Here is a 24,848-nt window from a genome sequence, read left to right on the forward strand (position 1 = left end):
GTCGTCCCCGGTCAGTGCTCCTTGGGATCCCAGTGCGTGACCAGGCATCCCTCCCCCGGCCACAGGTCTACCCACGCCGCCTCCACCTGGATCACCGCGAACGCCCCCGGACGGAAGCCGTAGTCGCCGCCGCCCAGTTGCAGGGCCAGCTCGTGCACCGCGGGATTGTGCCCGCACAACACGACCGTGCCCAGCTCCGGGTCGGTCCTGCGGAGCAGTTCGAGCAGTTCTTCGGGATATGCCTGGTAGATGTCGCGTTCGTAGCTGATCTCCATGCCCGGGAAGGCCAGCTCGGCGGTGCGCCTGGTCCGCAGCGCCGGTGAGCAGAGCACCGCGTCGGGGGTCAGCCCGGCCGCCCTGATCTCGTCGCCGGCCCGACCGGCGTCCCGCTCGCCGCGCTCGGTCAGCGGACGTTCGCGGTCGGCCAGACCGGGCACCTGCGCGGCCTTGGCATGGCGGAGCAGTATCAGGGTCCGCATCACGTCATCACCTCGGCACGTCATCCCCTCGACACGTCATCACGCGACACGTCCCCACCCGGCACGTCATCACGCGGCACGTCATCACGCGGCACGTCATCACGCGACACATCATCACCCGGCACGTCATCCCTTCGACGCCCAGATCCCGAGCCCGATGATCACGCCCAGGATGACCAGCATCGCCAGCAGGATCAGGCCCAGCGTCTTCCCGCCCGAGGGCCGGTTGTCCTCTTCCACCCGCCCAGTTTCCCACCGCACCCCCGCCGTGCCCGCGTCAGCCACCCACCCGCATGCGAAGACGCCCGCCCCTGGCCGGGACGGGCGTCTCGTCGATCGGTCGTTACGAGGCCACGGGCTCGTGCTCGCGGTCGTTGTTGGCCGGCTCGCTCGTCACCGACCTGCGCTTGGAGACGACGATGGCCGCCACGACCACCGCCACCGCCACCACCGTGATGCCGACCCGCAGCGCGGCGTTGCCCGCGTACAGGACGACGGCCGGCGCGACCAGCAGCGCCACCAGGTTCATCACCTTGATCAGCGGGTTGATGGCCGGGCCCGCGGTGTCCTTGAACGGGTCGCCGACCGTGTCGCCGATGACCGTGGCGGCGTGGGCCTCGGAGCCCTTGCCGCCGTGGTGCCCGTCCTCGACCAGCTTCTTGGCGTTGTCCCAGGCGCCACCGGAGTTGGCCAGGAAGACGGCCATCAGGGTGCCGCAGGCGATCGCGCCGGCCAGGAACGCGCCGAGCGGCGCGTAGCCGAGCGCGAACCCGACCGCGATCGGGGTCATCACCGCCAGCAGGCCGGGCGTGGCCAGCTCGCGGAGCGAGTCGCGGGTGCAGATGTCCACGACGCGGCCGTACTCGGGCTTCTCGGTGCCGTCCATGATGCCCGGCTTGTTGCGGAACTGGTCGCGTACCTCGAAGACCACCCGCATGGCCGCGCGGCCGACCGCCGAGATCGCCAGGCCGGAGAACAGGAACACCACCGCGGCGCCGACGATCAGCCCCACCAGCACGTTGGGCTGGTCGATGCTGAGGCTGAAGGTGGAGAAGGCGCCCAGCGCCGCCTTGATGTCCTGGCCGGCCTTGGAGAGCTGGTCCTCCACCGCCGTGCGGAACGCGCCGAACAGCGCCGTCGCCGCCAGCACGGCCGTGGCGATGGCGATGCCCTTGGTGATGGCCTTGGTGGTGTTGCCGACGGCGTCGAGGCTGGTGAGCACCCGCGCGCCCTCGCCCTCGACGTCGCCGGACATCTCGGCGATGCCCTGCGCGTTGTCGGAGACCGGGCCGAAGGTGTCCATGGAGACGATGACGCCGACCGTGGTCAGCAGGCCGGTGCCGGCCAGGGCCACCGCGAACAGCGCGATCGTGACGTTCCCGAACCCGAGCAGGAACGCCCCGTAGACCGCGCCGCCGATGATCAGCGCCGAGTAGACGGCCGACTCCAGGCCGACGCTGATGCCGGCGAGGATGACGGTGGCCGGCCCGGTGGCCGAGCTCTCGCCGATCTCGCGCACCGGACGGCGGTTGGTCTCGGTGAAGTAGCCGGTCAGCAGCTGGATGGCGCTGGCCAGGACCAGGCCGATCAGCACCGCGCCCACCGCGATCAGGCGCGGGTCGGCGTCGGAGGTGACGGTCGAGCCCGACAGGGCGCCGAAGCTGCTGGGCAGATACCAGAAGGCCGCGGCGGCGACCAGTACCGCCGAGATCCCGGCCGAGATGAAGAAGCTGCGGTTGATCGCCGCCATGCCGCTGCGGTCGCGGTCGCGCAGCCCGGTGACGAAGATGCCGATGATCGCCGTCAGCACGCCGATCATGGGCACGATCAGCGGGAAGATCAGGCCCTGCTCGCCGAAGGCCACCTTGCCCAGGATGAGGCTGGCGACCAGCATGACCGCGTACGACTCGAACAGGTCGGCCGCCATGCCCGCGCAGTCGCCGACGTTGTCACCGACGTTGTCGGCGATCGTCGCGGCGTTGCGCGGGTCGTCCTCGGGGATGCCCTGCTCGACCTTGCCCACCAGGTCGGCGCCGACGTCGGCGGCCTTGGTGAAGATGCCGCCGCCGACTCGCATGAACATCGCCAGCAGCGCCGCCCCGAACCCGAAGCCTTCGAGAACGTGGGGCGCCTCGCCCTGGTAGATGAAGACGACCACGGCCGCACCGAGCAGCCCGAGGCCGACGGTGAACATGCCGGCGACGCCGCCGGTGCGGAAGGCGACGCGCATGGCGCGCTTCTCGCCCGACTCGTTGGCCGCGGCGGCGACGCGCACGTTTCCGCGCACCGCCAACCACATGCCCATGAATCCGGTCAATGCGGAGAACACCGCACCGACCACGAAGAAGATCGAGCGACCGACGCGTACGTCCATTTCGCCCGGCAGCAAGAGCAACAGGAAGGGAATGACGATCACGAAGATCGCCAGTGTGCGGAATTGGCGCGCGAGATAGGCGGCCGCGCCTTCCTGCACGGCTCGCGCGATGTTCTGCATGCGTTCGGTGCCCTGGCCGGCGGACAGCACCTCGCGTACGAGGCCGCCGGCGACGGCTAGCGCGATCAGCGCGACCGCGGCGACCACGATCACGATGGTGAGATTGTTACCGCTCAGGGACAGATTGCGCGCTGGCTCCAATGCCAGCATGTGCCTGCTCATCGTTCTCCTCGGCAAGACCGGTCGTCCTGCCCGAACGGTGCTGCGGATTTCTCGGCGGGCGGGTGCGGCACCATCCGGGTTGTGGGTGCCGCTTCCGGTTGAATCCGCGGTTCCGCCGGATCACCTTGGCCGGTGCCGGGAGTCTACGCAGGCACTGAACGGATATGAAGGCTCTCGGGGCGGCTATTTGCGCGGGCGTTCAGTAATCCCCTGACAGCGGGCCGGTTTGAGATCTGACAGGCGAAATTTCCTCAGGTTTACGGGCATGACAACCCCACAAATCGGACCGCCCGAAACCCAGATTTATTCCCCACGACACGCCGACCCCCGCCACCACCCACCACCACCGCCCCTCCACCGGCCAGCCGACCCCCAACACCACTCCGTCACCACCGCCTGGCAGCACCTCTCGGCGCGGCCTCCAGGCGCGACCTCGCGGCACGGCCGCCGGCCCCGACCGCCGAGGGCCACCTCCGCGCTACCTCCGCGCGCCATCCCCGCGAGATGCGGCAGGGCGCCACCACCGGCGGACGCGCCCCAGCAACACGACCCGCCGAACGCGCCTTGGCCGACGCAGCCTGATGACACGGCCCACAAGGACGCGGCCCGGCCGACGCCCCCACAACGCAACCTCGTAGGACACCCGCCCGACGCAGCCCAATGACATGGCCCGCCGGAGCTGCCCGGCCGCCGCGCCCCCGTGACACGGCCCGCCGGACGCAGCCAACCGAACGCGGGCCCGGCGACCCGGCCGCCCAGCGTCTCCTAACGCCGTGCGCCGCCTTCACCTCCCGGCCGGGCACCACTCGGGCCCTGGCGTCACCGCCCCACCCCTCCAGACCACCTCCACGACAGCCCAAAGCTCTCGCATCGGCCTCGAAGGCTCTACACCGCCTCAAATCCCCTGCAGCGGCCGAGAAGCTACGCCAGCTCAACGACCAAACCCGACGCCTCTGTTTCGGCCTGAAGCTCCCAAGCGGCCCCCGGATGTCGGCCCCGACAGCCCCATGCGCAGCCGCCATGCCTTCCTTGCAGTCGCCGCCAGCCACCTACCTCAACCCCATGCCCCCGCCTCCCCACGGCGAGGCCTTCTGACGACCCAGACGACTATCCCCCGCCCATCCACAGCCTGTGGATAACTCTCGCCGCCTTCCACAGACACCACTGCGGGGAGCAAGATCCTATGCCGCAGTCGCATCGCTCCACCAGAACACCCCAAGCAGGCCCAGGTCATACTTCGTCGCCCTGGCCTTCGGTCCCTCAGTCGTGCCCTTGGCATGCAGAGCCTCCGCAGCGTACTGAGCCGTCAATCCCAGCCCAGGCCCTCGCCGCACTGACCTTCGGCCTTCGCCGCCGTAGACCTTCGCCCTTCGACCCCAGCCACTGACCCGCGCCCCGCAGGGCCGCCTGCGCAGCCGGCCCGAAGTCCGCCCCCTGAGCAACCGTCCGATCGGAAGCTGGGCGTCTCGCCGCACGACACAGCGGTTGAATGTGCGAAGCCGGGCTCTGGCCTGCTCTGAAGCCAAAGCTCCGTAGGCGGGCGACGTAAGAGCGTCAGGCGTAGAGGCGTGCGCCCCTCACACTGCTTCGACGCCATGCCGGGCGCCGCGCCGGACCGCCCTGAGCCTTCGGCCGGTCCACGCCAAGCCACTGCGGCATTAGGCCCCCTGCACCGGACCTCGCTGAACCGCTCCAGCCGGCCCGCTGCAACAGACTTCGCTGAGCTTCGCAGCGGGCCTGGCCGAAACCTGTGACCGGGCCTCCGAACGTCCGCGCACACCCCCTGCCACTTCTCGCAGAGCGGCGGAGACCGTCCGGGCATGCCGAAAGAACGAGGCGCCCAGCGACCTCGTCAGGACACGCGGAAACGTGGTGCGACTCGACAGGGAGGAAGGCATGCCGCGACCGGACATCCCCTCATCCCCGTCTATCGCCCCTAAAACCACACCCGACCAGCTCGAACACGTCCCTAGGGAGACAAGGGACCGATCCAAGCGATGTCAGGTCAGGAACCCGCCCCGTTGGAGGCGGGCCAGCTCATCCGGATGTTCGTCCCCTTGGGGCTGGGGAAGACCTCGACGTCATCGGCCAGACCCGAGATGACGGCGATGCCGAAGCCTGACATGAACGAGTCAGAGAGCATGCCCAGATCGAGCGGCTGCTCCTGCTTGATCTCGTCACTGGGGGCCAGATCGCTGACCGTGACCTCGAAACGCCCGGAGTCGTCACGTAGCTCGATGCGGATGGGCTCGCCCGGGCAGTGAAGTCGATGCGCCTCGACCGCCCGGGAGCATGCCTCACCCACGGCGAGCCTGACTTCGTCCAGCAGCGATTCCTCCACGCCGGTACGACGGGCGATCGCCGTGGCCACCAGCCGGGCGGTCCGCACGTGCGCGGGGAGAGCGCTGAACGTCAGCTCGACGGTAGCCATGCTACTTGTCTTTGCCGTGAGCTTCCTTGGCCTCGTCGACGGAAGCGTAAATCCCGAAGACCTTGGTCAGACCGGTGATGCGGAAGATCTTGAGGATGCGCTCCTGGGTGCACACCAGCTCAAGCGAGCCGTCGTGCGCCCGGACCCTCTTGAGCCCTCCGACGAGCACTCCCAGCCCCGTGGAGTCGAGGAAGTCGACCTTCTCCATGTTCACCAGAAGGTGGAAGTTGCCCTTGTTCACCAGGTCGATGAGGAGCTCACGCAATCTCGGCGCCGTGTAGACATCGATCTCACCCTCGACCTCCACGATGGTGAGTCGGTCTTCGGTGCGGTGATCCAACTTCAGATCCACAGATCCTCCAGCGCCTCGCCTGCGAAAGTACTCTTGCGGGCCTGGCAATCTGGAGCGTGGCCCCAGACTGTCCGACCCTGACGCGCGGCATTCAACCACGCGTCTGGCTTGTGTCTATACGAAATCACGATTCCCGGCGACTTTGCCCATCGATGCAAGACTGGAAACAGTGACTTCCTCGGCATCCTCCCCACAACAGGCAGGTCCACTCCTCGCCCACCTGCTCGGAGTTCCCGCACGTCATGAGCGTGTCACCCATGTGGAGCATGTTCCAGCACGTCAGGCGGGTCAAGCCCGTTGGCCGGACTGGGCTCCGGAAGTCCTGGTTACGCGCTTGGCGAACCGTGGAGTTACAGGACTCTGGCCTCACCAGTACGAAGCCGCCGACCTGGCTTTCCGTGGCCGAAACGTGATCATCAGTACCGGAACGGCCTCGGGCAAGTCCCTGGCGTACCTCACGCCGGCGGTCGCCTCCTGCCTCGAAGGCGGCACCGTCCTGTACCTGACGCCGACCAAGGCCCTGGCCGCCGACCAGCTCCGCGGCCTGCGCGAACTGCGCATCACGCAGGTGCGCGCCGCCTGCTTCGACGGCGACACTCCCTTCGAGGAACGTACGTGGGTCCGCCAGCACGCCAACTACGTCCTGACCAATCCGGACATGCTCCATCGCGGCGTCCTGCCCCGGCACGCGCAGTGGTCCTCGTTCTTCCGCCGCCTCCGCCTGGTCGTCGTGGACGAGTGCCATGGATACCGCGGCGTCTTCGGCTCGCACGTGGCCCAGATCCTGCGCCGCCTGCGCCGGGTCTGCGCCCGGTACGGCTCGCGCCCCACGTTCGTGCTCGCCTCGGCCACGGCGAGCGAGCCCGGCGTGTTCGCCATGAGGCTGACGGGGCTTGAGATGGACGAGGTGACCACGGATGCGTCGCCGAAGGGTTCCACGACCATCGCGCTCTGGGAACCGCCCCTGACGGATCTGCGGGGCGAGGGAGGGGCTCCTGTGCGCCGCACGGCCACCGCGGAGACCGCTGACCTCCTCGCAGACCTGGTCCTGGCGAACGTACGGACGCTCGCGTTCGTGCGTTCGCGACGCGGCGCGGAGACGGTCGCCCTGTCCGCCCGCGCCAAGCTCGCCGACGTCGCCTTCTCCGTCACCGCGCCCTGGCCTCCCCAGGGCACCCCCGAAACCGCGCCCTGGCCTTCGCACCCCACGCCCGAAACCGCTCCTTGGCCCGCGCACGCCATCCCCGAAACCGCGCCCACGGACTTCACCCCCAGCGCCGAGCCCCCGCCGCTCGCCTCCCCCTCGCCCCCTCAGGACTCCGCCTCCCCCCTCGGAAGCGCCACCGTCGACGCCCAGGACCCGCGCCACCCCACCCCCGCGAGCCCGCTCACCTGGGCCATCCCCGACGACGTCCAAGACCTGGCCGCCCTCCCCGACAAGGTCGCCGCCTACCGCGCTGGCTACCTCGCCGAGGACCGCCGCCTCCTGGAGAAGGCCCTGCGCGCCGGCACCCTCATGGGCCTGGCCACCACGAACGCCCTCGAACTCGGCGTGGACGTCTCGGGCCTGGACGCCGTACTGATCGCCGGCTGGCCCGGCACCCGCGCCTCCCTCTGGCAGCAGGCCGGCCGGGCGGGACGCGACGGCCAGGACGCCCTCGCCGTCCTCATCGCCAGGGACGACCCTCTGGACACCTACCTCGTCCACCACCCGCAGGCCCTGTTCGGACGGCCGGTGGAGGCGATCGTCCTGGACCCGGACAACCCGTACGTCCTGGGTCCCCACCTGTGCGCCGCCGCCGCCGAGATCCCGCTGACGGACGACGACCTGCCCGTCTTCGGCACCACCACCCCCGACGTCCTGGAAGACCTGGTCGCCCGGAACCTCCTCAGACGCCGTCCCGCAGGCTGGTTCTGGACCCGCCGCGAACGCGCCACCGACCTCGCCGACATCAGAGGTGGCGGAGGCGCCCCGATCCAGGTGGTCGAGTCGTCGACCGGCCGCCTGCTCGGCAGCGTGGACGAGCCGTCCGCCCACACCACGGTCCACACCGGCGCGGTCTACATCCACCAGGGCGAGACCTTCCTCGTGGAGACCCTCGACCTGGACGCCGGAGTCGCCCTGGTCGAGGCCGCCAATCCCGACTACTCCACGTTCGCCCGGGACATCACTGACATCTCCATCCTGGCCACCCAGCGCTCCCGCCCCCTCGGCCCGGGAACGCTGCACTTCGGCGAGGTGGAGGTGACCAGGCAGGTGGTCTCGTACCTGAAAAGACGCCTGCAGTCAGGCGAGATGCTCGGCGACGAACCCCTCGACCTGCCACCCCGCACCCTCCGCACCCGCGCGGTCTGGTGGACCCTCCCCGCCACGGCGGTCGCGCCGCTCGCGGCGGCGGACATCGACCTCGGCGGCGCCGCACACGCCGCCGAGCACGCCTCGATCGGCCTGCTCCCCCTGTTCGCCACCTGCGACCGATGGGACATCGGCGGCGTCTCCACCGAACTGCACGCCGACACCGGCCTGCTCACCGTCTTCGTGTACGACGGCCACGAAGGCGGCGCGGGCTTCGCCGAACGCGGCTACGCGCGAGCCACCGACTGGCTGACGGCCACGCGTGAGGCGATCGCCTCCTGCGAGTGCGAGCGCGGGTGCCCGTCCTGCATCCAGTCCCCGAAGTGCGGCAACGGCAACGAGCCCCTGCACAAACGCGGCGCGCTCCAGCTCCTGGACATCCTCCTCACCCCCGGCCCCCTGTCCTAACTGTCACCCTTCTCCGGCCGACGCCCCGCATACGCCCGCTCTTCTTCTTCGTCGTCGGAGGCCCAGAAGTCGCCGGCGCCCGGCAGCGGACGCTCCCAGAAGCCGCTGTCCTCCATGCATCTGGGCGAGGGAGGCAGGTAGTCGTCCCAACGCTGTTCCAGAGGGGTGGCGGGTGGGACGACAGGGCCGGGCTCGGCAACGTCCGTGACGGCCGAGCTGGACAATGCGATGCGCGGCGGCTCCTGCCGCGTATCCCGCCCTGTCTTCCCCGCTGCTTCCTGGCCCGCTTCAGGCCGAGCCTCATGACGGGCTGACTCCCGCGATTGCTGGGCCGCGCGTAAGTCCTGCACGCTCAGATGGATCGGTAGAACAACCGACACCTGCCCCGACGCCCCACCCGGCTTCTCGGCAACCCTGGGATCCGCCTCCCGCCACCCCCGAGCGCTGTACGCCGCCTGCCCCTCTCCCGCCTTTCCCCCCGACATCTGCGACCTCACCGGAGCGTCCGCCGCCTCTCCCTGCACATGCGACGTCCCTTGAGCCTCCGCCGCCCTCACACCCTGGACACCCGATGTCCTCTGAGCCTCCGTCGCTCTGATGCCCCGCACATGCGACGTCTCCTTGGCCTCCGCCGCCCTCACACCCTGCACAGGCGAAGTCCCCTGAGCCTCCGCTGCTCTCATGCCTGGCGCATGCGCCCCCTTCTCAGGCTCTGCCGCCCTGGGATCCGTGCTTTCGCGAAGCGGACCAGGTGCGGCGGCCGCCCTTCCGAGAGCACGCTGTGGCGTCTCATGTGCCTGGCCTGCCCTCTCGTCCACCTGTTCGCCGCCCCCTTGCCCGATCGCAGGCTCGGGCATGGGCGTCGGGGGGTTCGGCTGGGGAGGCTCCGGCATGCGCGTCCTGGCGATGGCGAGCACCACGGCGGGACGTCGGGACGCTGTCCTGGCTCGCAGGACCTCGTCCGTGTTGTGCCGAACCGCCCCGCTTCCAGCTGATGTGGCTGCACGGCTGTCCGAAGCCGCGATCTTCCCACCACCACTCCTAGCGCCGGTGGCCAGCGCACGCCTCCGAGCCCATGCCCCGGCGTGCGCCGCGAGCAGGAGAAGCAGCAGGCCGCCTGTCACGTACATCCCGTACTGCCCGATGTTCCCCAGCGGCGACTCGTCCGACTGCGCCCTGACGCCGCCTGCCTGGATCGGAGCCGCTTCGGTGTCCTCGTTCGCGCCCTTGTTCGTCCCGGATGGTTCCTGGCGGCCCGGGTCGGCCGCGGTCGAGGTCGGAAGGTTGCCCTTGTCGTCGGTCTCCGGTATCGCGGGCAGGGCGGAGGTGTGCCTGCGGGTCGCGGTCGGCTTGCGGGTGGGTACGGTCGTGGGCCTGACGTGCTTCTTGGCCGGGAGGGTCGGCAGCGGATCGACCCGCGTCCTGCCGTCCGTCTTCGGCGTCTGCTGCTTGTTCGTCTCTTGCTCGGTCGTCTGCTTCTTGGGCTGGGACGCGGGCGGCGCGGGAACCGTGACGTACGCGGCACCCGATTTGCCGGACCCGACCGAACCGCCGTCCCCGTCGCCCCGGAACGCCTTGACCGTGATGCCCACCCGCCGCCCCGCCGCCTTGGCGGGCACCGCGAGCACGGCCTTGCACGAGGAGCCGGAGCACGCGTTGTCCGCGGACAGCCGGCCCACGACGCCGGACTGACTTGTGGAGACCTCATAGGACTGGAGATCCGGCTCCGAGCCCTTGCTCCAGGTCATCTCGACCTTGGTGGTGCCCTCCAGGCGCGCGTTCACGTTTCCTGGGGGCTCGGGAGGTCGCCGCAGCTTGAACGTGCTGCTGGCGTACCTCGTACCAGTGATGCCTCCCTTGAGCGTCACGGTGAAGGTGCCGTTGGGCGCGCTGCCGGCGTCGAACGTCCCGGAGATCGTCTGGTTCGCTCCGCCTCCGGCGACCCTCCGGCTCGGCGTGGAGGGGCCTTCGATGTACAAGCCCATCTTGAGCTGCATCAACCCGGTCTGAGCCGAAACCGTCACGGACGACCCCGTGACCACCTGACCGTCGGACGGCGACGTGATCTGCCCAGAGGCTGCGGCCTGCCGCGTCACCACAGCCGCCTGCGCCGACCCGCCCAGGACGATCGAACCCGCCACGACCGCCACAGCGGCCACCACCCTGCCAACCACCGTCACGACGATTCCCTCCACAGAGAGCCTCGCGCCGCATGACCGTCCAAGGGGCGTGCACGCGACGACCGGAAGTGCAGTCCGCCCGGCCGATGCGGTCACCGACCGCTCCCGAATTCGTCCTGTTGGCGACGTTCTGGAAGCGCGCCGTGGCCAGCATGAACCGAGGGTAAGCGGAACCTTATGTGACGTAACGAACTCTTGGACACCGCGTCCAAGAAGTCGTGACTCGATTGCGACATTGCACGGCAACTCACAGAAATATCGCGTGTTTGACAGGGGTCACCCAGAAACACCAATAGACCCCAGCCGAAAAGACGCCATTTCTATCAATCAAACAACTTCGACGCCAGACTTTCGCGCCATGCATCACCCCGAAACAATCCCGAGGTTCTCCGGCACCCCACCCCACGCTGAACGCACCTGCAGGGCCTCCCTACAGCACTTCACACCGGAACGCCCCCGCGAGGCTCCCCCTCAGCGCTGCACGCCGGAACCTGCGAGCCTCCCCGCAACACTTCACGCCCGGAACGTCCCTACGAACCTCCCGTGGCGCTTCACGCTGGACACCCTGCCGGTCCCAGGCTGGACACACGCCCCCGAGGACACCTCCCACCTCGACGCAAACACCGCTGCTCCGCGGGCCGTTCCTGCTTCCCATCGCTGAACCGTGTGCCTTCTCGGTCGCCCACTGCCCTACCTTGCTGCACTCCCGCCAGCGCCCGCGCCCCCGCCTCAGCTTGCTCCGCCGGGTTCCACGTGAAGCCGCTGTCGACTCCTTCCCGCGACCCTCGCGCCCTGCTGCACACTCCTTCACGGCGGAAGGCCCCAGCGCACAAGCCGCCACAACCTGCACCTCACGCCGCCTGATTCCAGCCACCACCGACGACCTGCAGCTTGCGCCACACGGCCTTCACTCATTCGCTCGCCCGACGATTTATCAGCTCAATCGCAGAACAAGGTGCCGGTTTTCCGACGTCACTCGCACAGATTTCCACGCCCGGCCGCACCCGGCCCCAACACGGCGAATCATGCACCGAGAAACGGGCTATGCACCGCCGTCACCATCGCGCAGCGAATGAATCATGCTCTGCAAAATCCGGAACGCGTCCGACTGCTCGGCCTCGGTCATGCCGGCCAGCATTCTGACCTCGACGGACCGGACCGCCGCGCTCGCCTTCTCCAGGCTCCGACGTCCGCGAGGCGTGAGCCGCGCCGGGAGAGCCTTTCCGACGGGCGCCTCCGCGGGCCTGGTCACGTAGCCGTCTCGTTCCAGGGTCTGGAGCAGCACGTTCATCGACTGCCGGGTCACGAACGCGCCACGCGCCAGCTCGGAGTTCGACAAGCCCGGCCGTTGGGCCAGCAGCTCCAGGCAGGAGTAGTGCGTCACGGTCATCCCGAGTGGCCGCAGCACCTCCTCCATGGCTGCGCGCAGGGCGCTCGAAGCCTCTTTCAGCAGGTAGCCCAGCGATTTGTCCAGGTCGACGCCGGCACCGTTTTGACTCATGTCAGTATTCTGACATACATTGCAACGTGTCAGATAACTGACACGAAGACAAGGAGCAGCACCATGCCCGTCACCGGCCCCGACTTCATCTCGCTGCAAGCGCGCGACCTCGACGCTTCGCAGGCGTTCTACGAGCAGTACCTCGGCCTCGTCCGCTCGCAGGCCGGGCCTCCGCACGCCGTCGTCTTCGAGACGAAGCCGATCGCGTTCGCACTCCGCGAGGTCGTTCCCGGCACCGATCTCACCTCCGTTGCCCGGCCCGGCATCGGCGCCGCGATCTGGCTCCACGCCACCGACGTCCAGGCCATCCACGACGCACTCGTCGCCGACGGTCACACCATCGTCTCCGCACCGATCGACGGCCCCTTCGGCCGCACCTTCACCTTCGCCGACCCCGACGGCTACCAGATCACCCTCCATGACCGCGCCTGAGGCGAGCACCCTGGTCTTCGGGGCCACCGGGGCACTCGGTCGCCACGTCCTGGACGCGCTGGTCGCTCGAGGAATCAGCCCCGAAACGATCACTGCGGCCGGTCGGAACCAGGTACGCCTCAGGGAACTTGATTCCGCCGGGTTCAGCGCCGCCGCCGTCGACCTGTCGGATGCAGCCGGCGTCGCAGCGCTGGTTGCCAGGCACTCCGACATCGTGTTGATCTCGGGCAGAGAGCCGAACCGCCTTGCTCAGCACGAGTCGGTCATCAAAGCGGCGAAGAACGCCGACGTCCGACACGTCTACTACACCAGCGGAGTCCGAGCCGACGACGACCGGTTCGAGATCAACGCGGACCACAGAGCGACAGAGGACGCTCTCATCGCTTCCGGCGTGACGTACACGATCCTGCGCAACACCTGGTACATCGAGAACTACATCCAGATGCTGGCAGGCCCCCGCTTCACCGGCGTTCTCGCCGCCGCGACCGGCGACGCCGTCGTTGCACCGGCCAGCCGGAAGGATCTGGCTGAGGCATTGGCCATCGTCGTCACCACAGACGGGCACGACGATGTGACTTACAGCCTCTCCGGCGACACGAACTTCACCTACGCCGACATAGCCGAAGCGATGTCGGTCGTCCTGAAGCGCGAGGTCACCTACCGGCCTGTCACTCCCGAAGAATTGCAGGCAGCGCTCATCAACTCGGGGATGGACAGCGAGCTGGCCGGCTTCTTGGCACGTCTCGATGAAACCATCGCCGCCGGGGTTTTCGCTCGGGTCGGTGACGATCTTCCTCGACTCCTCGGCAGGCCAACTACCGGCCTGGTCGAGGGACTGACAGCAGAGTGAACACCGGGGGCGGCGCAGGCGAGTCGGCATCTCGGCTCGCGCCGTCCCTTCTCCCGATCAGCGCGTCTGGAGCAACGCCGTCAGTCCGGAACACGTCGAAGCGGGCGGCCACGGAGGCTTCACGCATGTGGGCCACGGTGCCGACACGCGTGTCTCAGCCCGAACAGCCGGTGGCCCGACTCGCGCGACATGCCACGAGGCTTGCACGTGTCGCGGTCGGTCAGGCGCCCCCAAAGCTCAGGGCTGTGGCCTGACGACCGACTGCTGCAACCAGCTGCTACCCAGGTGACATCGTGACCGGCCCCGCGCGAGACCTGCCCGTAAGGGTGTGGGCTCCGGCGATCGGCAAGGTGATCGACAAAGAGGTCCGGACATCCGCGATCTCTCCCGTGATCTCACATGCCGCCAGCTGGACGCCGTTCCTTCTGGCCAACGCGGCCGCCCTGCCGCAAGCGCCCTCCGGATCGACGATCGCCGCCCTGGCCGCCGCCAGAGCGCTCAGGTCGGCCGCGCTGTCAACCCGATGGCGAGCCACACGAACCGCCCCCACGGAGGCCAACCCTCCGGCAACCGCCATCAGGAGCCCCATGAGGGCCACTCCCCATAAGGTCGCCGACCCTCGTTCCTTGTGCTTGTTCATCCTTGTCCTCGGAGTGATTGATCGGTGGAAGGTCATCGCTTCGCCCAGCATTGAGACGCTTCCTCACCTTCCGCGCGGACGATCTCCGTGCCGCGTCGCGGAGTTGTTGTCTCTTCTTGTGGGTAGAAGAGGCCGTAGGGGTTGGAGATTTCGCCCCCCGACTGCCAGGAGGACACGAGGGCTCATGTCCTCCTGGCAGATCTCATTTCGGCAGGCACCTGCGTGACGTCACGGTTCTGTGGCGGCTGTCGCCGAGGCCGACACGGGCACGGCCGGCAGCGAAACGCCCCAAGCTGGTCGTACATCTACTGCGATCTCTACGTGGGTGAATTCTGCGTCGCGGGTGATCTCTACGTGTGCGTCCGGGCGGGTGGCCGAGCGGGCGAGTTCGCGGACCTGGTCCAGCGGCTCGCCCCGGGCTGCCGCGCGCACTGCTGCTCGGGCTGCGTCTACGCATTCCAGTTGGACGTTCACCGCTTGTATGGCCCAGAGCGCGGCTGCCAGGACGAGCATGAGCGCGGGCAGCATGGCGGCGGTCTCGGCCGTCACCGAGCCGCGTGATGCCGACCGTTTCCTGGTGGCGGCGTTCCGCGTCTGGTGGAGGGTCATCCGGTCATCTTGAGTGCTCGGTCTATGAGGGACTTCAGCATCTCCTGAACTTCCGGGCTGCTGACCACCTTGAACAGGAGTGCGGCGAAGGCGCAGGCCGCGATGGTGCCGACTGCGTATTCGGCTGTGGACATGCCGCGCTCTCTGTTCGCGACAGCGCAGGAGATCCACTTGCCCGGGTACCAGCGTGAGCCCTGCCCGGTGGGCCCGCCGAGAGGTGCGGAGGAGGTCGAGGAGGTGTGGGCGGCTTCCGTCTCGACATGGGAGGAGTCGACGGCTTCGAGGGGCGGCGCGGTGGTGGCCGGCTCGGTGCAGGCGGTGGGCCGGGGTGAAGTGGCGTACGCGTGAGCTGGAGTGGGGCTGAGGGTGCCTGGCATGGTGGCGGAACCTTGCATCGTGCCTCCAGGTGGTCGGAGCCGGGTCTTGTCCGGCGGGAGTCCAAGATTCGCCGAGAAGGCACAGCCGCCGTCAGGCCGAATGGCGTTCTGGGGATTGCCCACCAGGTCGGCCCTCAGGCTGTGGACAACGCCGCCCCAGGACGTCACGGCAGGACGATCGTGGACGCGAGGCCGGCGATCACCGGGATGATGCCCAGCAGGACGAAGGCCGGCAGGAAGCACAGGCCCAGCGGGGCGACCGCTTTCACGCCCACGGTCCGGGCGGCGGCGAGTGAGGCGGCTCTGGCTGTGTCTCTCGCGTCGTCGGCCAGGCGGGTCAGGACGTCCGCCAGCGGGGCACCGGTCTGCGCGGCCCGGCTCATGGCTCTCGACAGCTGGCTCAGGGCCGGGTCCTTCGCCAGGGTTGCCCAGGTCGGCTCGGGATCGGCGCCCAGGCGGAGTTGGCTACCCACCCACGCCAGACGCTGACCGAGTGGGCCGCCGATCGTGGTCGCGGCCAGGTCGGTGGCGGCGGTCACCGGTTGTCCGGCGAGAAGGCAGGCGGTCATCAGGTCGGCGGCGAAGGGGAGATCGGCGGTGATCTGCTCGCGCTCCAGGCGGGACCGCGGGGGCTCCTTCCTGTGCAGGATCAGGACGGTCACCGGGGTCAGCAGCAGGGCCACCGCGATTCCTGGGAGGCCGCCGACCAGGAGGGCGGTGATCACGCCCGTGATGGCGGCGGTGGTAACGGTTCTGCGGGTCGGGCGGCGTTGGTGGGGGTCCTCCTTGTCTAGCCAGTCGGGCTGGACGGGGGTGTCCGTCGGAGAGGTGGCGGGGTTCGACGGCGGGTCGGGCGAGGGCAGGAGGCGGGTGAGGCGGTCTACGGGGGTACGTGGGGCCGACCACAAGAAGACGGCGAGGGCTGCGCAGAAGGCGGACAACAAAGGGAGCATCGGGCGGATCCAGTGGTTCGGGCGGACGTGGATTGAGCACCACTCGGACAGGCAGGGACAAGGGCGACTCGGACGGGCGGGGATGAACACGACTCAGGGAGGACGGCTCGCCGAAACAGGGGCCTACAGGCTTCCCTGGAGTGCTGGCCAACAGGACACGCATGAGTGCTGAGCCACAGGGCTCGCATGAGTGTCCAGCTACAGGTGTCGCTGGGTGCCGGCCTACAGGAGTGTGCAAGGACGTGGCGGGTCAGGGTTGGGCCTTGGTGGCCATGCGGTGGGTCCACCACAGGCCGCAGGCGTCGAGGGCGGTGCCGGACAGGAGGCAGAGCAGGCCCGGCAAGGTGCCGAACAGGAAGCCCAGCGGGTGCATGTTGAGCGCTCCCGCCATGACCAGGCCGAGAACCGGCAGGGCCGCGAGCATCCGAGCTGTCGTGCGAGGGCCGGCCAGTTGGGCGGCGACGTCCTGACGGTGGGCCTGGGCGGCGCGGAGCATGCCGCCGACGCGTTCGACCAGGGCGGACATGCCGGCGCCCACGGTGAGGCTGACGTCCCAGCAGGCCGCGAGCCGGCGGAGGCCCTCGCCGCCCTGAGCCGGCGCCGCTGCCGTGAGGGCCGCGGAGACGTCGCCGCCGTCTCGTGCGGCGGCCAGGGCGGGGCGCATGGCTTCGGGGTCGGGGAAGTCGACTGCCGTGATGGCTCGGGTCAGGGCTTCGCCGGGGGTGCGGCCCGCGGCGAGCTCGGCCGAGAGCGACTGGCACAGCTCTATGGAGGCCCGGCGCCAGGAGTCGGCGCGGCGGGTGGGGCCGGGGCGGGTGAGGGTGGCCCGGAGCAGGTGTTGCCATGGGAGACGGCGGTGGCGAGCGGTCAGGAGCGCGTGCAGGCGGAGGGCGGGCGTGGCGGGGCCGGTCCACAGCCAGACGGCACAGGCTGTGGACAGGGCCGAGACGATCGCGGCGGTCATCGGCCGGGGGCCTTCATGATGTCCTGCGCAGCAGGGATTCGTAGCCGGGGCCGGAGTATGAGGCGCCGTTCGGGGCGAAGGTGAGGGCGGGGAGCGACTCGACGAAACCGGCCGGGGTTCTGGAGAGCAGGCAGATCTCGGCAACGCGCCTTCGGCCGTCGCTGCGGGCGCGGGACAGGTGGACGACCACGTCGAGGGCCGCGGCCAGCTGGCTGTGCACGGCCTCCCTGGTCAGGCCGGCCGCGCAGCCGAGGGCTTCCAGGCGGGGTGGCACGTCGGCCGCGGCGTTGGCGTGCAGCGTGCCGCAGCCGCCCTCGTGGCCGGTGTTCAGGGCGGCGAGCAGGTCGACGACCTCCGCTCCCCTGACCTCGCCCACCACGAGCCGGTCGGGACGCATGCGCAGCGCCTGGCGCACCAGATCGCGCAGGCCCACTCCGCCCGCTCCTTCGAGGTTGGCCGGACGGGTCTCCAGGCGGACCACGTGGGGGTGCAGAGGACGTAGCTCGGCGGAGTCCTCCACCAGCAGGAGGCGTTCGGCCGGGTCGGCCTGGGACAGGAGGGCCGACAGGAGCGTGGTCTTGCCCGTGCCGGTGCCGCCCGTGACGAGGAAGGCGAGGCGGGCGTCGACCATCGCCGTCAGCACCGTGACGGCCGCCGGGGCGATCGTGCCGGCCGACACCAGGTCGGACAGGGTGAAGGTGCGGCGCGGCGGCAGGCGCAGCGACACGCAGGTGCCACCGGACGCGATCGGCGGCAGGACGGCGTGCAGCCGGACGCCGCCGGCCAGCCGCGCGTCCACATAAGGCGATGCGTCGTCGAGCCGGCGACCGGCGGCGGCCGCGAGGCGCTGGGCCAGCCGGCGGACCGCTCCGTCGTCGGTGAAGGTGACGGAGGTGCGGCGCAGGCCGCCGCCGTCGTCGATCCAGACCTCGCGTGGGCCGTTGACCAGGACGTCGGTGACGTCGGGACGGGCCAGGAGCGGCTCCAGCGGGCCGGCGCCGATCAGGTCGGCGCACAGGGCGCGAGCCACCGCCAGGATCTCGGCGTCTCCATAGACCGAGCGTTCGGCCCGGAGCGCCACGGCCACCTGGGCCGCCGTCGGCTCCACACCGGCACGCGCCAGGCGGACCCGGACGGCCTCCACGAGCTCCGGCGAGACCTCCTCAGCGGCGCTCATGCCGGAAGCAGGTCGCGGAGGAGGGCGGCGCAGAGGGTGCCGAGAACCGTGCGCGGGCCGAGCCCGGGCAGCTCGCCGCGGTTGAGGGTGGCGGTGAGCCTCGGATGGTCGGGCAGGTGGGCGGCGACGGGGATGCCGAGGGACGCCGCGGCCGTCTCCTCGTCGAGGACGCCGGGACGGAGGACGGCCCGCACGTCGGAGGTGTGTTTGCGCAGCTCGCCCAGGACCTGGACGGTGGACAGGATGCCGCGCAGGTCTGCCGTGGTGACCGTCAGGGTCGTGGTCGCCCTGGTGAGTGCTTCCACGGCGGCCGGGTCGAGATGGCGCGGCAGGTCGACGACGATCAGGTCGAAGCCGCGCCGGCCGGCTTCCAGGACCGAGCGCATGGCCTGGGACGGGATCGCGGCCACCTCGCCACGGTGGAAGGACAGGACGGCGAGGTCGCCGAACGACGGGAGCGCCGCCTGCAGGGCGCTGGAGCTGATCCTTCCCTCCCGCGCCACCAGGTCGCCCCAGCGGGCGCCCGCCGACTCCTCGTGGCCGAGCAGCGCGTCGATGCCGCCGCCCAGCGGGTCGGCGTCGATCAGCAGCGTACGGAGGCGGTCGCCCGAGGCGCGCAGGGCCAGGCAGGCGGCGACCACGCTCGCGCCCGCCCCGCCGTGGCCTCCGATGACGCAGGTCACCGCGCCGGACCGGGGCTCGGGCTCCATGGCGTCGGCGAAGCGTTCCACCAGGTGGCGTTCGTCACCGGGGAGGCGGACGACGGCCTGGGCGCCCACCGCCACGCATTTTCGCCACGTGTCGGGGTCGTCGGCGGCGCGGGTCACCAGCAGCACCTGGTCGCGGGCGGGCGGCGAGGTGGCGGAGAGGGCGTCGGCCTGGTCGGGGCCGACGGCGACCATGGGGGCGAGGTTCCAGTAAGGGCGCGCGCCGGCGGGGGTGTGGGCGACGTCGAGCTGGGCGCCGGCGGCGGCCGCGATGCGGACCAGGTCGTCGAGGAGGTCGTGGTCCTCGGTGATGACCAGGGGGCGGTGCACGGGTCCTCCTCTTGCGGGGGCGTGGGAGGCCAACCCTGCCGGGGAGGACGGACGTCGCGAGAGGGCGAACGGGATTCTGGGGACGGCGGCGCGGAGACGCGGGCCGCCTGTGGACAACCGGTGAGCCGAGCCCGACCTGGGGCGGAAAAAGGGCGACCCCCGCCGGGGGGGAGAGCGGGGGTCGCCTGATCGGTCCGGCTCCGGGGGGGTAGAGCCGGTCCCGTTTCAGAAGAAAGCTTTCATCACTTCACCGGAGCATGGCAAGAGACTTGCAAAGCAATCCCTCACACAGTCGCTCCAGTTTCGGGCGATACCCCCGTATGCTGCCCGATCCACTCGAGTTTCGTCGAGCAGTAATCTGGCATTTTCGCCAAGTTTTTTCGCCGTCCCATAACAATCACATAAAGGCGATCACTGTCCGTAATCGTCACAGGTAGATAACGGGTTGGCGTTCGCGGGCGCCGCAACGGGACCCTCCCGGCCGCTCCACGGCTCGGTAAAGCTCTTGCTCCAAGGGGTTCCCATCAGGGGGGATCCGACGTAGAAAGGTGTTACGGACCACTTGTCCGGGTGCATCAGCCGGGCACCCACGTGCGACCAGCCGCGGGAGGCGCGTCGTGGCGGGCTTGACCCGCTCCGACGGATTGAGGTGCACGCTTGGTAACCCGGTGTGATGCACAGGCGGACGGCGTCTCTGACGAGACGCCGTCAGCTATGTGACCAGCCCGTCCGTCAGCCCCGCTGCATCGCTTCGCAGATCGCGGTCGTCTCCCGTACCCCCAGGCTTACCGCCGAGGCACAGTGTTGTACCCACTGGCCGACGCCCTCCGGGGTCCCGGTCAGGTACGCCCGCAGCGCCTCCGCGTACGGCAGCTCCAGGTGCCCGATCTCCACGACGACCAGCGATTTCGGGTCGAGCCCGTACTCGACCAGGGTCAGCCGCTCCGCGGAGCGCGCCACGACGCCGTCGCACGTACCGAACGGACGCAGCACCGCCAGCTCGGCGTGCACCACGGCGGCCAGCACGATCGCGGGCGCCTTGCCCGCCCCCTCCAGCAGCCGGAGCAGTGCCTCCATCCGCGTCGCGGTCTCCGCGGCGCCCGGCGCGGGGCCGAGCCCGAGCGGGTCGGGGGCGGAGTCGTCCGTACGGGGACGTCCCAATGCGGGCTGGTCGGCGAGCCCCGCGGCGGCGACGGTGTGCAGGCGGGCCAGCACCTGCCTCGGGGCCTTCCGCCAGGTGGGCCCGAGCCGGCCCATCTCCGCGGACGCCCGCAGCGCTCCCTGGACCAGCGGGTCGTGCACCTCGTCGCGGCGCAGCGCGTCCAGCGGCACGTCGGCGCCCTCGAGCGCGGCCGAGGCCCGCGCGCCGCGCAGGGACGACTCGGTGGACACCGCCGGGCTCGCCCGGCGCAGGACGCGATGCCGATAGAGCCGGTCGACGGCCTGACGCGCCTCGTCAACCGCCTCGGACACGCCTGGGAACCGCGCGACGACGGCCAATGGGTCACTCACGAAAACCGACCTTACCGGCGGGTACACCATGCGCCGCCAGGGACCACACCCCCCCGCCGCAAAAGGCATCACGCCGTGCCCCGCCAGGGACCACACTCCCCGCCGCAAAAGGCGCCACGCCGTGCCCCGCCGGGGAGCACGATCACCGCCATATGAGGCGCCACGCCGCCCCCGCCATGGACCGGACCGCCGCCGGATTAGGCGCTACGGCGACCCCCGCTTTTTCCCGCCACGCCGAACCGCATATTCTCCTGATTTCAGGATGACAACAGTTCAATTGCGTTTGTCATGCGAGCTGATAATCATGCGACCACCCACGCGAATCGGTACAGACCTGTCTAGACCTCTTGTGTGGGGAGGCCGTGAGCTGGTGAAGTGGGACCCGACCTATCCAACCTGGCCATAGAAGGAGCACGAAGTGGCCCCGGAGACCCCTGGCAACGAGACCCAGGCGCTGTCCAACCTGCTGCAGGAGAACCGCCGGTTCGCACCACCGGCTGAGCTGGCCGCGGCCGCGAACGTGACCGCCGCCGCCTACGCCGAGGCCGACGCCGACCGTCTCGCCTTCTGGGAGCGCGCGGCCGAGCGGCTGACCTGGGCCAGGCGGTGGGACACGACGCTGGAGTGGAACGCGCCGTTCGCCAAGTGGTTCGTCGGCGGCGAGCTCAACGTCGCCTACAACTGCGTCGACCGGCACGTCGAGGAGGGACGCGGCGACAAGGTCGCCTACCACTGGGAGGGCGAGCCCGAGGGCGACAGCCGCACGCTCACCTACAACGACCTCAAGACCGAGGTCAGCAAGGCCGCCAACGCCCTGCGGGAGCTCGGCGTGGGCAAGGGCGACCGGGTGGCCATCTACATGCCGATGATCCCCGAGCTGCCGATCGCGATGCTGGCCTGCGCCCGCATCGGCGCGATCCACTCGGTGGTGTTCGGCGGCTTCTCCGCCGGCGCGCTCAAGAGCCGCATCGACGACGCCGACGCCAAGCTCGTGATCACGGCCGACGGCGGCTACCGCCGCGGCAAGCCGAGCGCCCTCAAGCCCACCGTGGACGAGGCCGTCGCCGAGTGCCCGCAGGTGGAGAACGTGCTCGTCGTACGGCGTACCGGCCAGGACGTCGCGGTGGGCGAGAAGGACGTGTGGTGGCACGACCTGGTCGAGCGCCAGAGCGACCAGCACACCGCCGAGCCCCACGACGCCGAGGACCCGCTGTACATCCTCTACACCAGCGGCACCACCGGTAAGCCCAAGGGCATCCTGCACACGACCGGCGGCTACCTCACCCAGACGGCCTGGACGCACCACGCGGTCTTCGACCTCAAGCCCGAGACCGACATCTACTGGTGCACGGCCGACATCGGCTGGGTCACCGGCCACTCCTACATCGTCTACGGCCCCCTCGCCAACGGCGCGACCAGCGTCATCTACGAGGGCACCCCGGACACCCCGCACCGCGGCCGGTTCTGGGAGATCGTGCAGAAGTACAAGGTCACGATCCTCTACACCGCCCCCACGGCGATCCGGACGTTCATGAAGTGGGGCGACGACATCCCCGCCAAGTTCGACATGTCCAGCCTGCGCGTCCTGGGCTCGGTCGGCGAGCCGATCAACCCCGAGGCCTACGTCTGGTACCGGGAGAACATCGGCCACGACCGCTGCCCGGTCGTGGACACCTGGTGGCAGACGGAGACCGGCGCGATCATGATCAGCCCGCTGCCGGGCGTCACCTCGGCCAAGCCGGGCGCGGCGATGCGGCCGCTGCCGGGCATCAGCGCCGACGTGGTCGACGACCAGGGCAACAGCGTGCCCGACGGCGGCGGCGGCTTCCTCGTGGTGCGCGAGCCGTGGCCCTCCATGCTGCGCACGATCTGGGGCGACGACCAGCGCTACATCGACACGTACTGGTCGCGCTTCGAGGGCATGTACTTCCCCGGCGACGGCGCGAAGAAGGACGAGGACGGCGACCTGTGGCTGCTCGGCCGCGTCGACGACGTCATGCTCGTCTCCGGCCACAACATCTCCACCACCGAGGTGGAGAGCGCGCTGGTCAGCCACCCCAAGGTCGCCGAGGCGGCCGTGGTGGGCGCCACCGACCCGGTGACCGGCCAGGCCATCGTGTCGTTCGTGATCCTGCGCGGCAGCGCCGAGGAGAGCGACGACATCGCCGCCGAGCTGCGTGACCACGTGGCCAGGACGCTCGGCCCGATCGCCAAGCCGCGGCAGATCCTGGTCGTGCCCGAGCTGCCGAAGACCCGCTCCGGCAAGATCATGCGCCGCCTCCTGCGCGACGTGGCCGAGAACCGCAGCATCGGCGACGTCACCACGCTGGCCGACAGCACGGTGATGAACCTCATCTCCGACAAGCTGCCCGCGGCCAAGTCCGAGGACTGATCAGGCCGTAAGTCAGCTGAGGCGCATGCCCGAACCGGGCATGCGCCTCAGCTGTCTCCACCGGACGGCGTTATCGTGGGCGATCGGGTAGTTCTGTGAGAAGCAGCGTCCTCGGCGTGTTCGGTGGCGCCCAGCCGTCCGTACGGGATGTTTGACACGGCCACCAGGCCTCGATAGGAGACGTTCATGCCGCAGACTCCCGAGGAAGAATCCCTGGGCTCGCTGGTCGCCCAGGCCAGCAGCCATATCTCCGACCTCGTCCGCTCCGAGATCGAGCTGGCCAAGGCCGAGTTCAAGTTCGACGCCAAGCGCGTGGGCATGGCCGCGGGCCTGTTCGCCGCCGCCGCGTTCATGGCCCACCTGTGCCTGATCCTGGCCTCGTTCACCATCGCGTACGTGCTGGCCCAGTGGCTGCCCAACTGGCTGGCCTTCCTCATCGTGACCGTCTTCTACCTGGTGGCCGCGGGCCTGCTGGTGCTGGTCGGCGTGCGCAGGCTGAAGGGCCTGGCCGGGATGAAGCGCACCGCCAGATCGATCAAGGGCCTCAAGGAGATCGCGACGCCGGAGGAGCAGCCGCTTCCCGTGCCCAGCCCCGAGGGCCAGCCGGTGAGTCGTGATGGCACCTGACGAGTCGGTCGTCCAGATCGACGGCCCGTGGACACACCGGGCCGTGCACGCCGGCGGCACCCGCTTCCACGTCGTGGAGGCCGGTGAGGGGCCGCTGGTCCTGCTGCTGCACGGGTTCCCGCAGTTCTGGTGGACCTGGCGCAACCAGCTCACCTCCCTCGCCCGCGCCGGTTTCCGGGCGGTCGCCGCCGACCTGCGCGGCTACGGCGGCAGCGACAAGCCGCCGCGCGGCTACGACCTGCCCACCCTGGCCGCCGACGCCACCGGGCTGATCCGCGCGCTGGGCGAGACCGGCGCGGTCGTCGTCGGGCACGACTGGGGCGGCCTGCTGGCCTGGACGATGGCCGTGCTCGACCCCAAGTGCGTGCGCCGGCTGGTCGTGGTCTCGGCGCCGCACCCGCTGCGGCTGCGCAACGCGCTGGTGACCGACCCCGCCCAGTTCAGGGCCGGCCGGCACGCGCTCGGCTACCAGCTCCCGCTGCTGCCCGAACGCTGGCTCACCCGGCATGACGCCGCCCTGGTCGGCCGGATCCTGGCGGGCTGGTCGGCGCCCGGCTGGCCCGACGCCGAGACCGCGCGCACCTACCGGGAGGCGTTCCGGATCCCCGCCGTGGCCCACTCGGCGCTGGAGTACCACCGCTGGTTCGGCCGTTCCCAGCTCCGGCCCGACGGCCGCCGCTACGCCAGGGTCATGCGTACCGAGATCGAGGCGCCGACGCTGCACCTGCACGGCGCGCTCGACCCGTGCGTGCTGCCGCGCACCGCCCAGGGCTCCAGCCGGTACGTCGCCGCCCCCTACCGCTGGCGGCTGTTCGAGGGCGCGGGCCATTTCCCCCACGAAGAGATCCCCGACGTGTTCGACACCGAGCTGCTCGGCTGGCTGGCCGACCCCGAGCCCGACCGATGAGGAAGCCC

Annotated in this window: 20 protein-coding genes; 6 read left to right on the plus strand and 14 right to left on the minus strand. The window is 70.0% G+C overall.

Translation table 11 applies throughout. From position 1 onward, the window contains the following. Positions 1–11: 11 nt before the first annotated feature. The 4 genes from ABT158_RS25555 to ABT158_RS25570 form a co-directional block, all read right to left on the minus strand. Positions 12–479, minus strand: a complete 468-nt coding sequence (locus tag ABT158_RS25555; protein WP_352357398.1) for a SixA phosphatase family protein — start codon at positions 477–479, stop codon at positions 12–14. A 343-nt stretch (positions 480–822) separates the two neighbouring features. After that, the gene (locus ABT158_RS25560; RefSeq protein WP_352357400.1) at positions 823–3,135 is read right to left on the minus strand and encodes a sodium-translocating pyrophosphatase; all 2,313 of its coding nucleotides are present in this window, start codon (positions 3,133–3,135) and stop codon (positions 823–825) included. 2,005 nt (positions 3,136–5,140) lie between these two features. Next, a complete protein-coding gene (locus tag ABT158_RS25565; protein WP_352357402.1) occupies positions 5,141–5,566 on the minus strand; it encodes an ATP-binding protein in 426 nt (141 codons plus the stop codon). A 1-nt stretch (position 5,567) separates the two neighbouring features. Next, positions 5,568–5,918 carry an STAS domain-containing protein gene (locus ABT158_RS25570; protein ID WP_043629845.1) on the minus strand — a complete coding sequence of 117 codons (351 nt, stop codon included), beginning with the start codon at positions 5,916–5,918 and terminating at the stop codon, positions 5,568–5,570. A gap of 409 nt (positions 5,919–6,327) precedes the next feature. On the opposite strand from ABT158_RS25570, the gene ABT158_RS25575 reads away from it, so the two are divergent. Then, complete coding sequence (locus ABT158_RS25575; RefSeq protein WP_352357404.1) at positions 6,328–8,682, plus strand: DEAD/DEAH box helicase; 2,355 nt, start codon at positions 6,328–6,330, stop codon at positions 8,680–8,682. Here the strand turns inward: ABT158_RS25575 and ABT158_RS25580 are convergent. Continuing rightward, entirely contained in the window at positions 8,679–10,877 is a 2,199-nt protein-coding gene (locus ABT158_RS25580) for a hypothetical protein (protein ID WP_352357406.1), read from the minus strand. The two genes, ABT158_RS25575 and ABT158_RS25580, sit on opposite strands and share 4 nt — an antisense overlap. A gap of 1,027 nt (positions 10,878–11,904) precedes the next feature. Beyond that, entirely contained in the window at positions 11,905–12,363 is a 459-nt protein-coding gene (locus tag ABT158_RS25585) for a MarR family winged helix-turn-helix transcriptional regulator (protein ID WP_352357408.1), read from the minus strand. A 63-nt stretch (positions 12,364–12,426) separates the two neighbouring features. Between ABT158_RS25585 and ABT158_RS25590 the strand changes: the two genes are divergently transcribed. Continuing rightward, positions 12,427–12,795 (plus strand): VOC family protein, encoded by a 369-nt coding sequence (locus ABT158_RS25590; RefSeq protein ID WP_352357410.1) that lies wholly within the window; start codon positions 12,427–12,429, stop codon positions 12,793–12,795. After that, positions 12,782–13,645: an NAD(P)H-binding protein gene (locus tag ABT158_RS25595; protein WP_352357412.1), complete on the plus strand. Its 864-nt coding sequence runs from the start codon at positions 12,782–12,784 to the stop codon at positions 13,643–13,645. Before ABT158_RS25590 ends, ABT158_RS25595 begins: the two co-directional genes overlap by 14 nt. A gap of 277 nt (positions 13,646–13,922) precedes the next feature. Here ABT158_RS25595 and ABT158_RS25600 read toward each other — a convergent pair whose 3' ends face one another. From ABT158_RS25600 to ABT158_RS25635, 8 genes are all read right to left on the minus strand, one after another. Then, on the minus strand, positions 13,923–14,336 hold the full coding sequence (locus ABT158_RS25600; protein WP_352357414.1) for an Rv3654c family TadE-like protein: 414 nt from the start codon (positions 14,334–14,336) through the stop codon (positions 13,923–13,925). A gap of 177 nt (positions 14,337–14,513) precedes the next feature. Then, the gene (locus ABT158_RS25605; RefSeq protein ID WP_352357416.1) at positions 14,514–14,894 is read right to left on the minus strand and encodes a TadE family type IV pilus minor pilin; all 381 of its coding nucleotides are present in this window, start codon (positions 14,892–14,894) and stop codon (positions 14,514–14,516) included. Further along, the gene (locus tag ABT158_RS25610; protein ID WP_352357418.1) at positions 14,891–15,271 is read right to left on the minus strand and encodes a DUF4244 domain-containing protein; all 381 of its coding nucleotides are present in this window, start codon (positions 15,269–15,271) and stop codon (positions 14,891–14,893) included. The genes ABT158_RS25605 and ABT158_RS25610 overlap by 4 nt, the downstream gene beginning before the upstream one ends. Before the next feature lie 164 nt (positions 15,272–15,435). Continuing rightward, a complete protein-coding gene (locus ABT158_RS25615) occupies positions 15,436–15,996 on the minus strand; it encodes a type II secretion system F family protein (RefSeq protein WP_352357420.1) in 561 nt (186 codons plus the stop codon). A 478-nt stretch (positions 15,997–16,474) separates the two neighbouring features. Beyond that, positions 16,475–17,188: a type II secretion system F family protein gene (locus ABT158_RS25620; protein ID WP_352357422.1), complete on the minus strand. Its 714-nt coding sequence runs from the start codon at positions 17,186–17,188 to the stop codon at positions 16,475–16,477. 13 nt (positions 17,189–17,201) lie between these two features. Further along, positions 17,202–18,365 carry a TadA family conjugal transfer-associated ATPase gene (locus ABT158_RS25625; RefSeq protein WP_352357424.1) on the minus strand — a complete coding sequence of 388 codons (1,164 nt, stop codon included), beginning with the start codon at positions 18,363–18,365 and terminating at the stop codon, positions 17,202–17,204. Then, positions 18,362–19,402 (minus strand): septum site-determining protein Ssd, encoded by a 1,041-nt coding sequence (gene ssd, locus ABT158_RS25630; protein ID WP_352357426.1) that lies wholly within the window; start codon positions 19,400–19,402, stop codon positions 18,362–18,364. The genes ABT158_RS25625 and ssd overlap by 4 nt, the downstream gene beginning before the upstream one ends. A 732-nt stretch (positions 19,403–20,134) precedes the next feature. Beyond that, positions 20,135–20,914: a Fic family protein gene (locus ABT158_RS25635; protein WP_352357428.1), complete on the minus strand. Its 780-nt coding sequence runs from the start codon at positions 20,912–20,914 to the stop codon at positions 20,135–20,137. A gap of 418 nt (positions 20,915–21,332) precedes the next feature. On the opposite strand from ABT158_RS25635, the gene acs reads away from it, so the two are divergent. From acs to ABT158_RS25650, 3 genes are all read left to right on the plus strand, one after another. Next, positions 21,333–23,306, plus strand: coding sequence for an acetate--CoA ligase (gene acs / locus ABT158_RS25640; protein ID WP_352357430.1), 1,974 nt, complete (start codon positions 21,333–21,335; stop codon positions 23,304–23,306). Between the two features lie 186 nt (positions 23,307–23,492). After that, the gene (locus ABT158_RS25645) at positions 23,493–23,933 is read left to right on the plus strand and encodes a phage holin family protein (protein ID WP_352321392.1); all 441 of its coding nucleotides are present in this window, start codon (positions 23,493–23,495) and stop codon (positions 23,931–23,933) included. Beyond that, positions 23,923–24,840, plus strand: coding sequence for an alpha/beta fold hydrolase (locus ABT158_RS25650; RefSeq protein ID WP_352357432.1), 918 nt, complete (start codon positions 23,923–23,925; stop codon positions 24,838–24,840). Before ABT158_RS25645 ends, ABT158_RS25650 begins: the two co-directional genes overlap by 11 nt. The last annotated feature ends 8 nt before the right edge of the window (positions 24,841–24,848 follow it).

This window comes from Nonomuraea sp. NPDC001636 (assembly GCF_040298265.1).
Classification (GTDB): domain Bacteria; phylum Actinomycetota; class Actinomycetes; order Streptosporangiales; family Streptosporangiaceae; genus Nonomuraea.

Bases quoted from the DNA above. Each gene is read 5' to 3' on its own strand.
- ABT158_RS25555 (WP_352357398.1), bottom strand. From the start codon at position 479: ATGCGGACCCTGATACTGCTCCGCCATGCCAAGGCCGCGCAGGTGCCC.
- ABT158_RS25560 (WP_352357400.1), bottom strand. From the start codon at position 3,135: ATGAGCAGGCACATGCTGGCATTGGAGCCAGCGCGCAATCTGTCCCTG.
- ABT158_RS25565 (WP_352357402.1), bottom strand. From the start codon at position 5,566: ATGGCTACCGTCGAGCTGACGTTCAGCGCTCTCCCCGCGCACGTGCGG.
- ABT158_RS25585 (WP_352357408.1), bottom strand. From the start codon at position 12,363: ATGAGTCAAAACGGTGCCGGCGTCGACCTGGACAAATCGCTGGGCTAC.
- ABT158_RS25590 (WP_352357410.1), top strand. From the start codon at position 12,427: ATGCCCGTCACCGGCCCCGACTTCATCTCGCTGCAAGCGCGCGACCTC.
- ABT158_RS25595 (WP_352357412.1), top strand. From the start codon at position 12,782: ATGACCGCGCCTGAGGCGAGCACCCTGGTCTTCGGGGCCACCGGGGCA.
- ABT158_RS25600 (WP_352357414.1), bottom strand. From the start codon at position 14,336: ATGCTGGGCGAAGCGATGACCTTCCACCGATCAATCACTCCGAGGACA.
- ABT158_RS25605 (WP_352357416.1), bottom strand. From the start codon at position 14,894: ATGACCCTCCACCAGACGCGGAACGCCGCCACCAGGAAACGGTCGGCA.
- ABT158_RS25610 (WP_352357418.1), bottom strand. From the start codon at position 15,271: ATGCCAGGCACCCTCAGCCCCACTCCAGCTCACGCGTACGCCACTTCA.
- ABT158_RS25620 (WP_352357422.1), bottom strand. From the start codon at position 17,188: ATGACCGCCGCGATCGTCTCGGCCCTGTCCACAGCCTGTGCCGTCTGG.
- ABT158_RS25625 (WP_352357424.1), bottom strand. From the start codon at position 18,365: ATGAGCGCCGCTGAGGAGGTCTCGCCGGAGCTCGTGGAGGCCGTCCGG.
- ABT158_RS25645 (WP_352321392.1), top strand. From the start codon at position 23,493: ATGCCGCAGACTCCCGAGGAAGAATCCCTGGGCTCGCTGGTCGCCCAG.
- ABT158_RS25650 (WP_352357432.1), top strand. From the start codon at position 23,923: ATGGCACCTGACGAGTCGGTCGTCCAGATCGACGGCCCGTGGACACAC.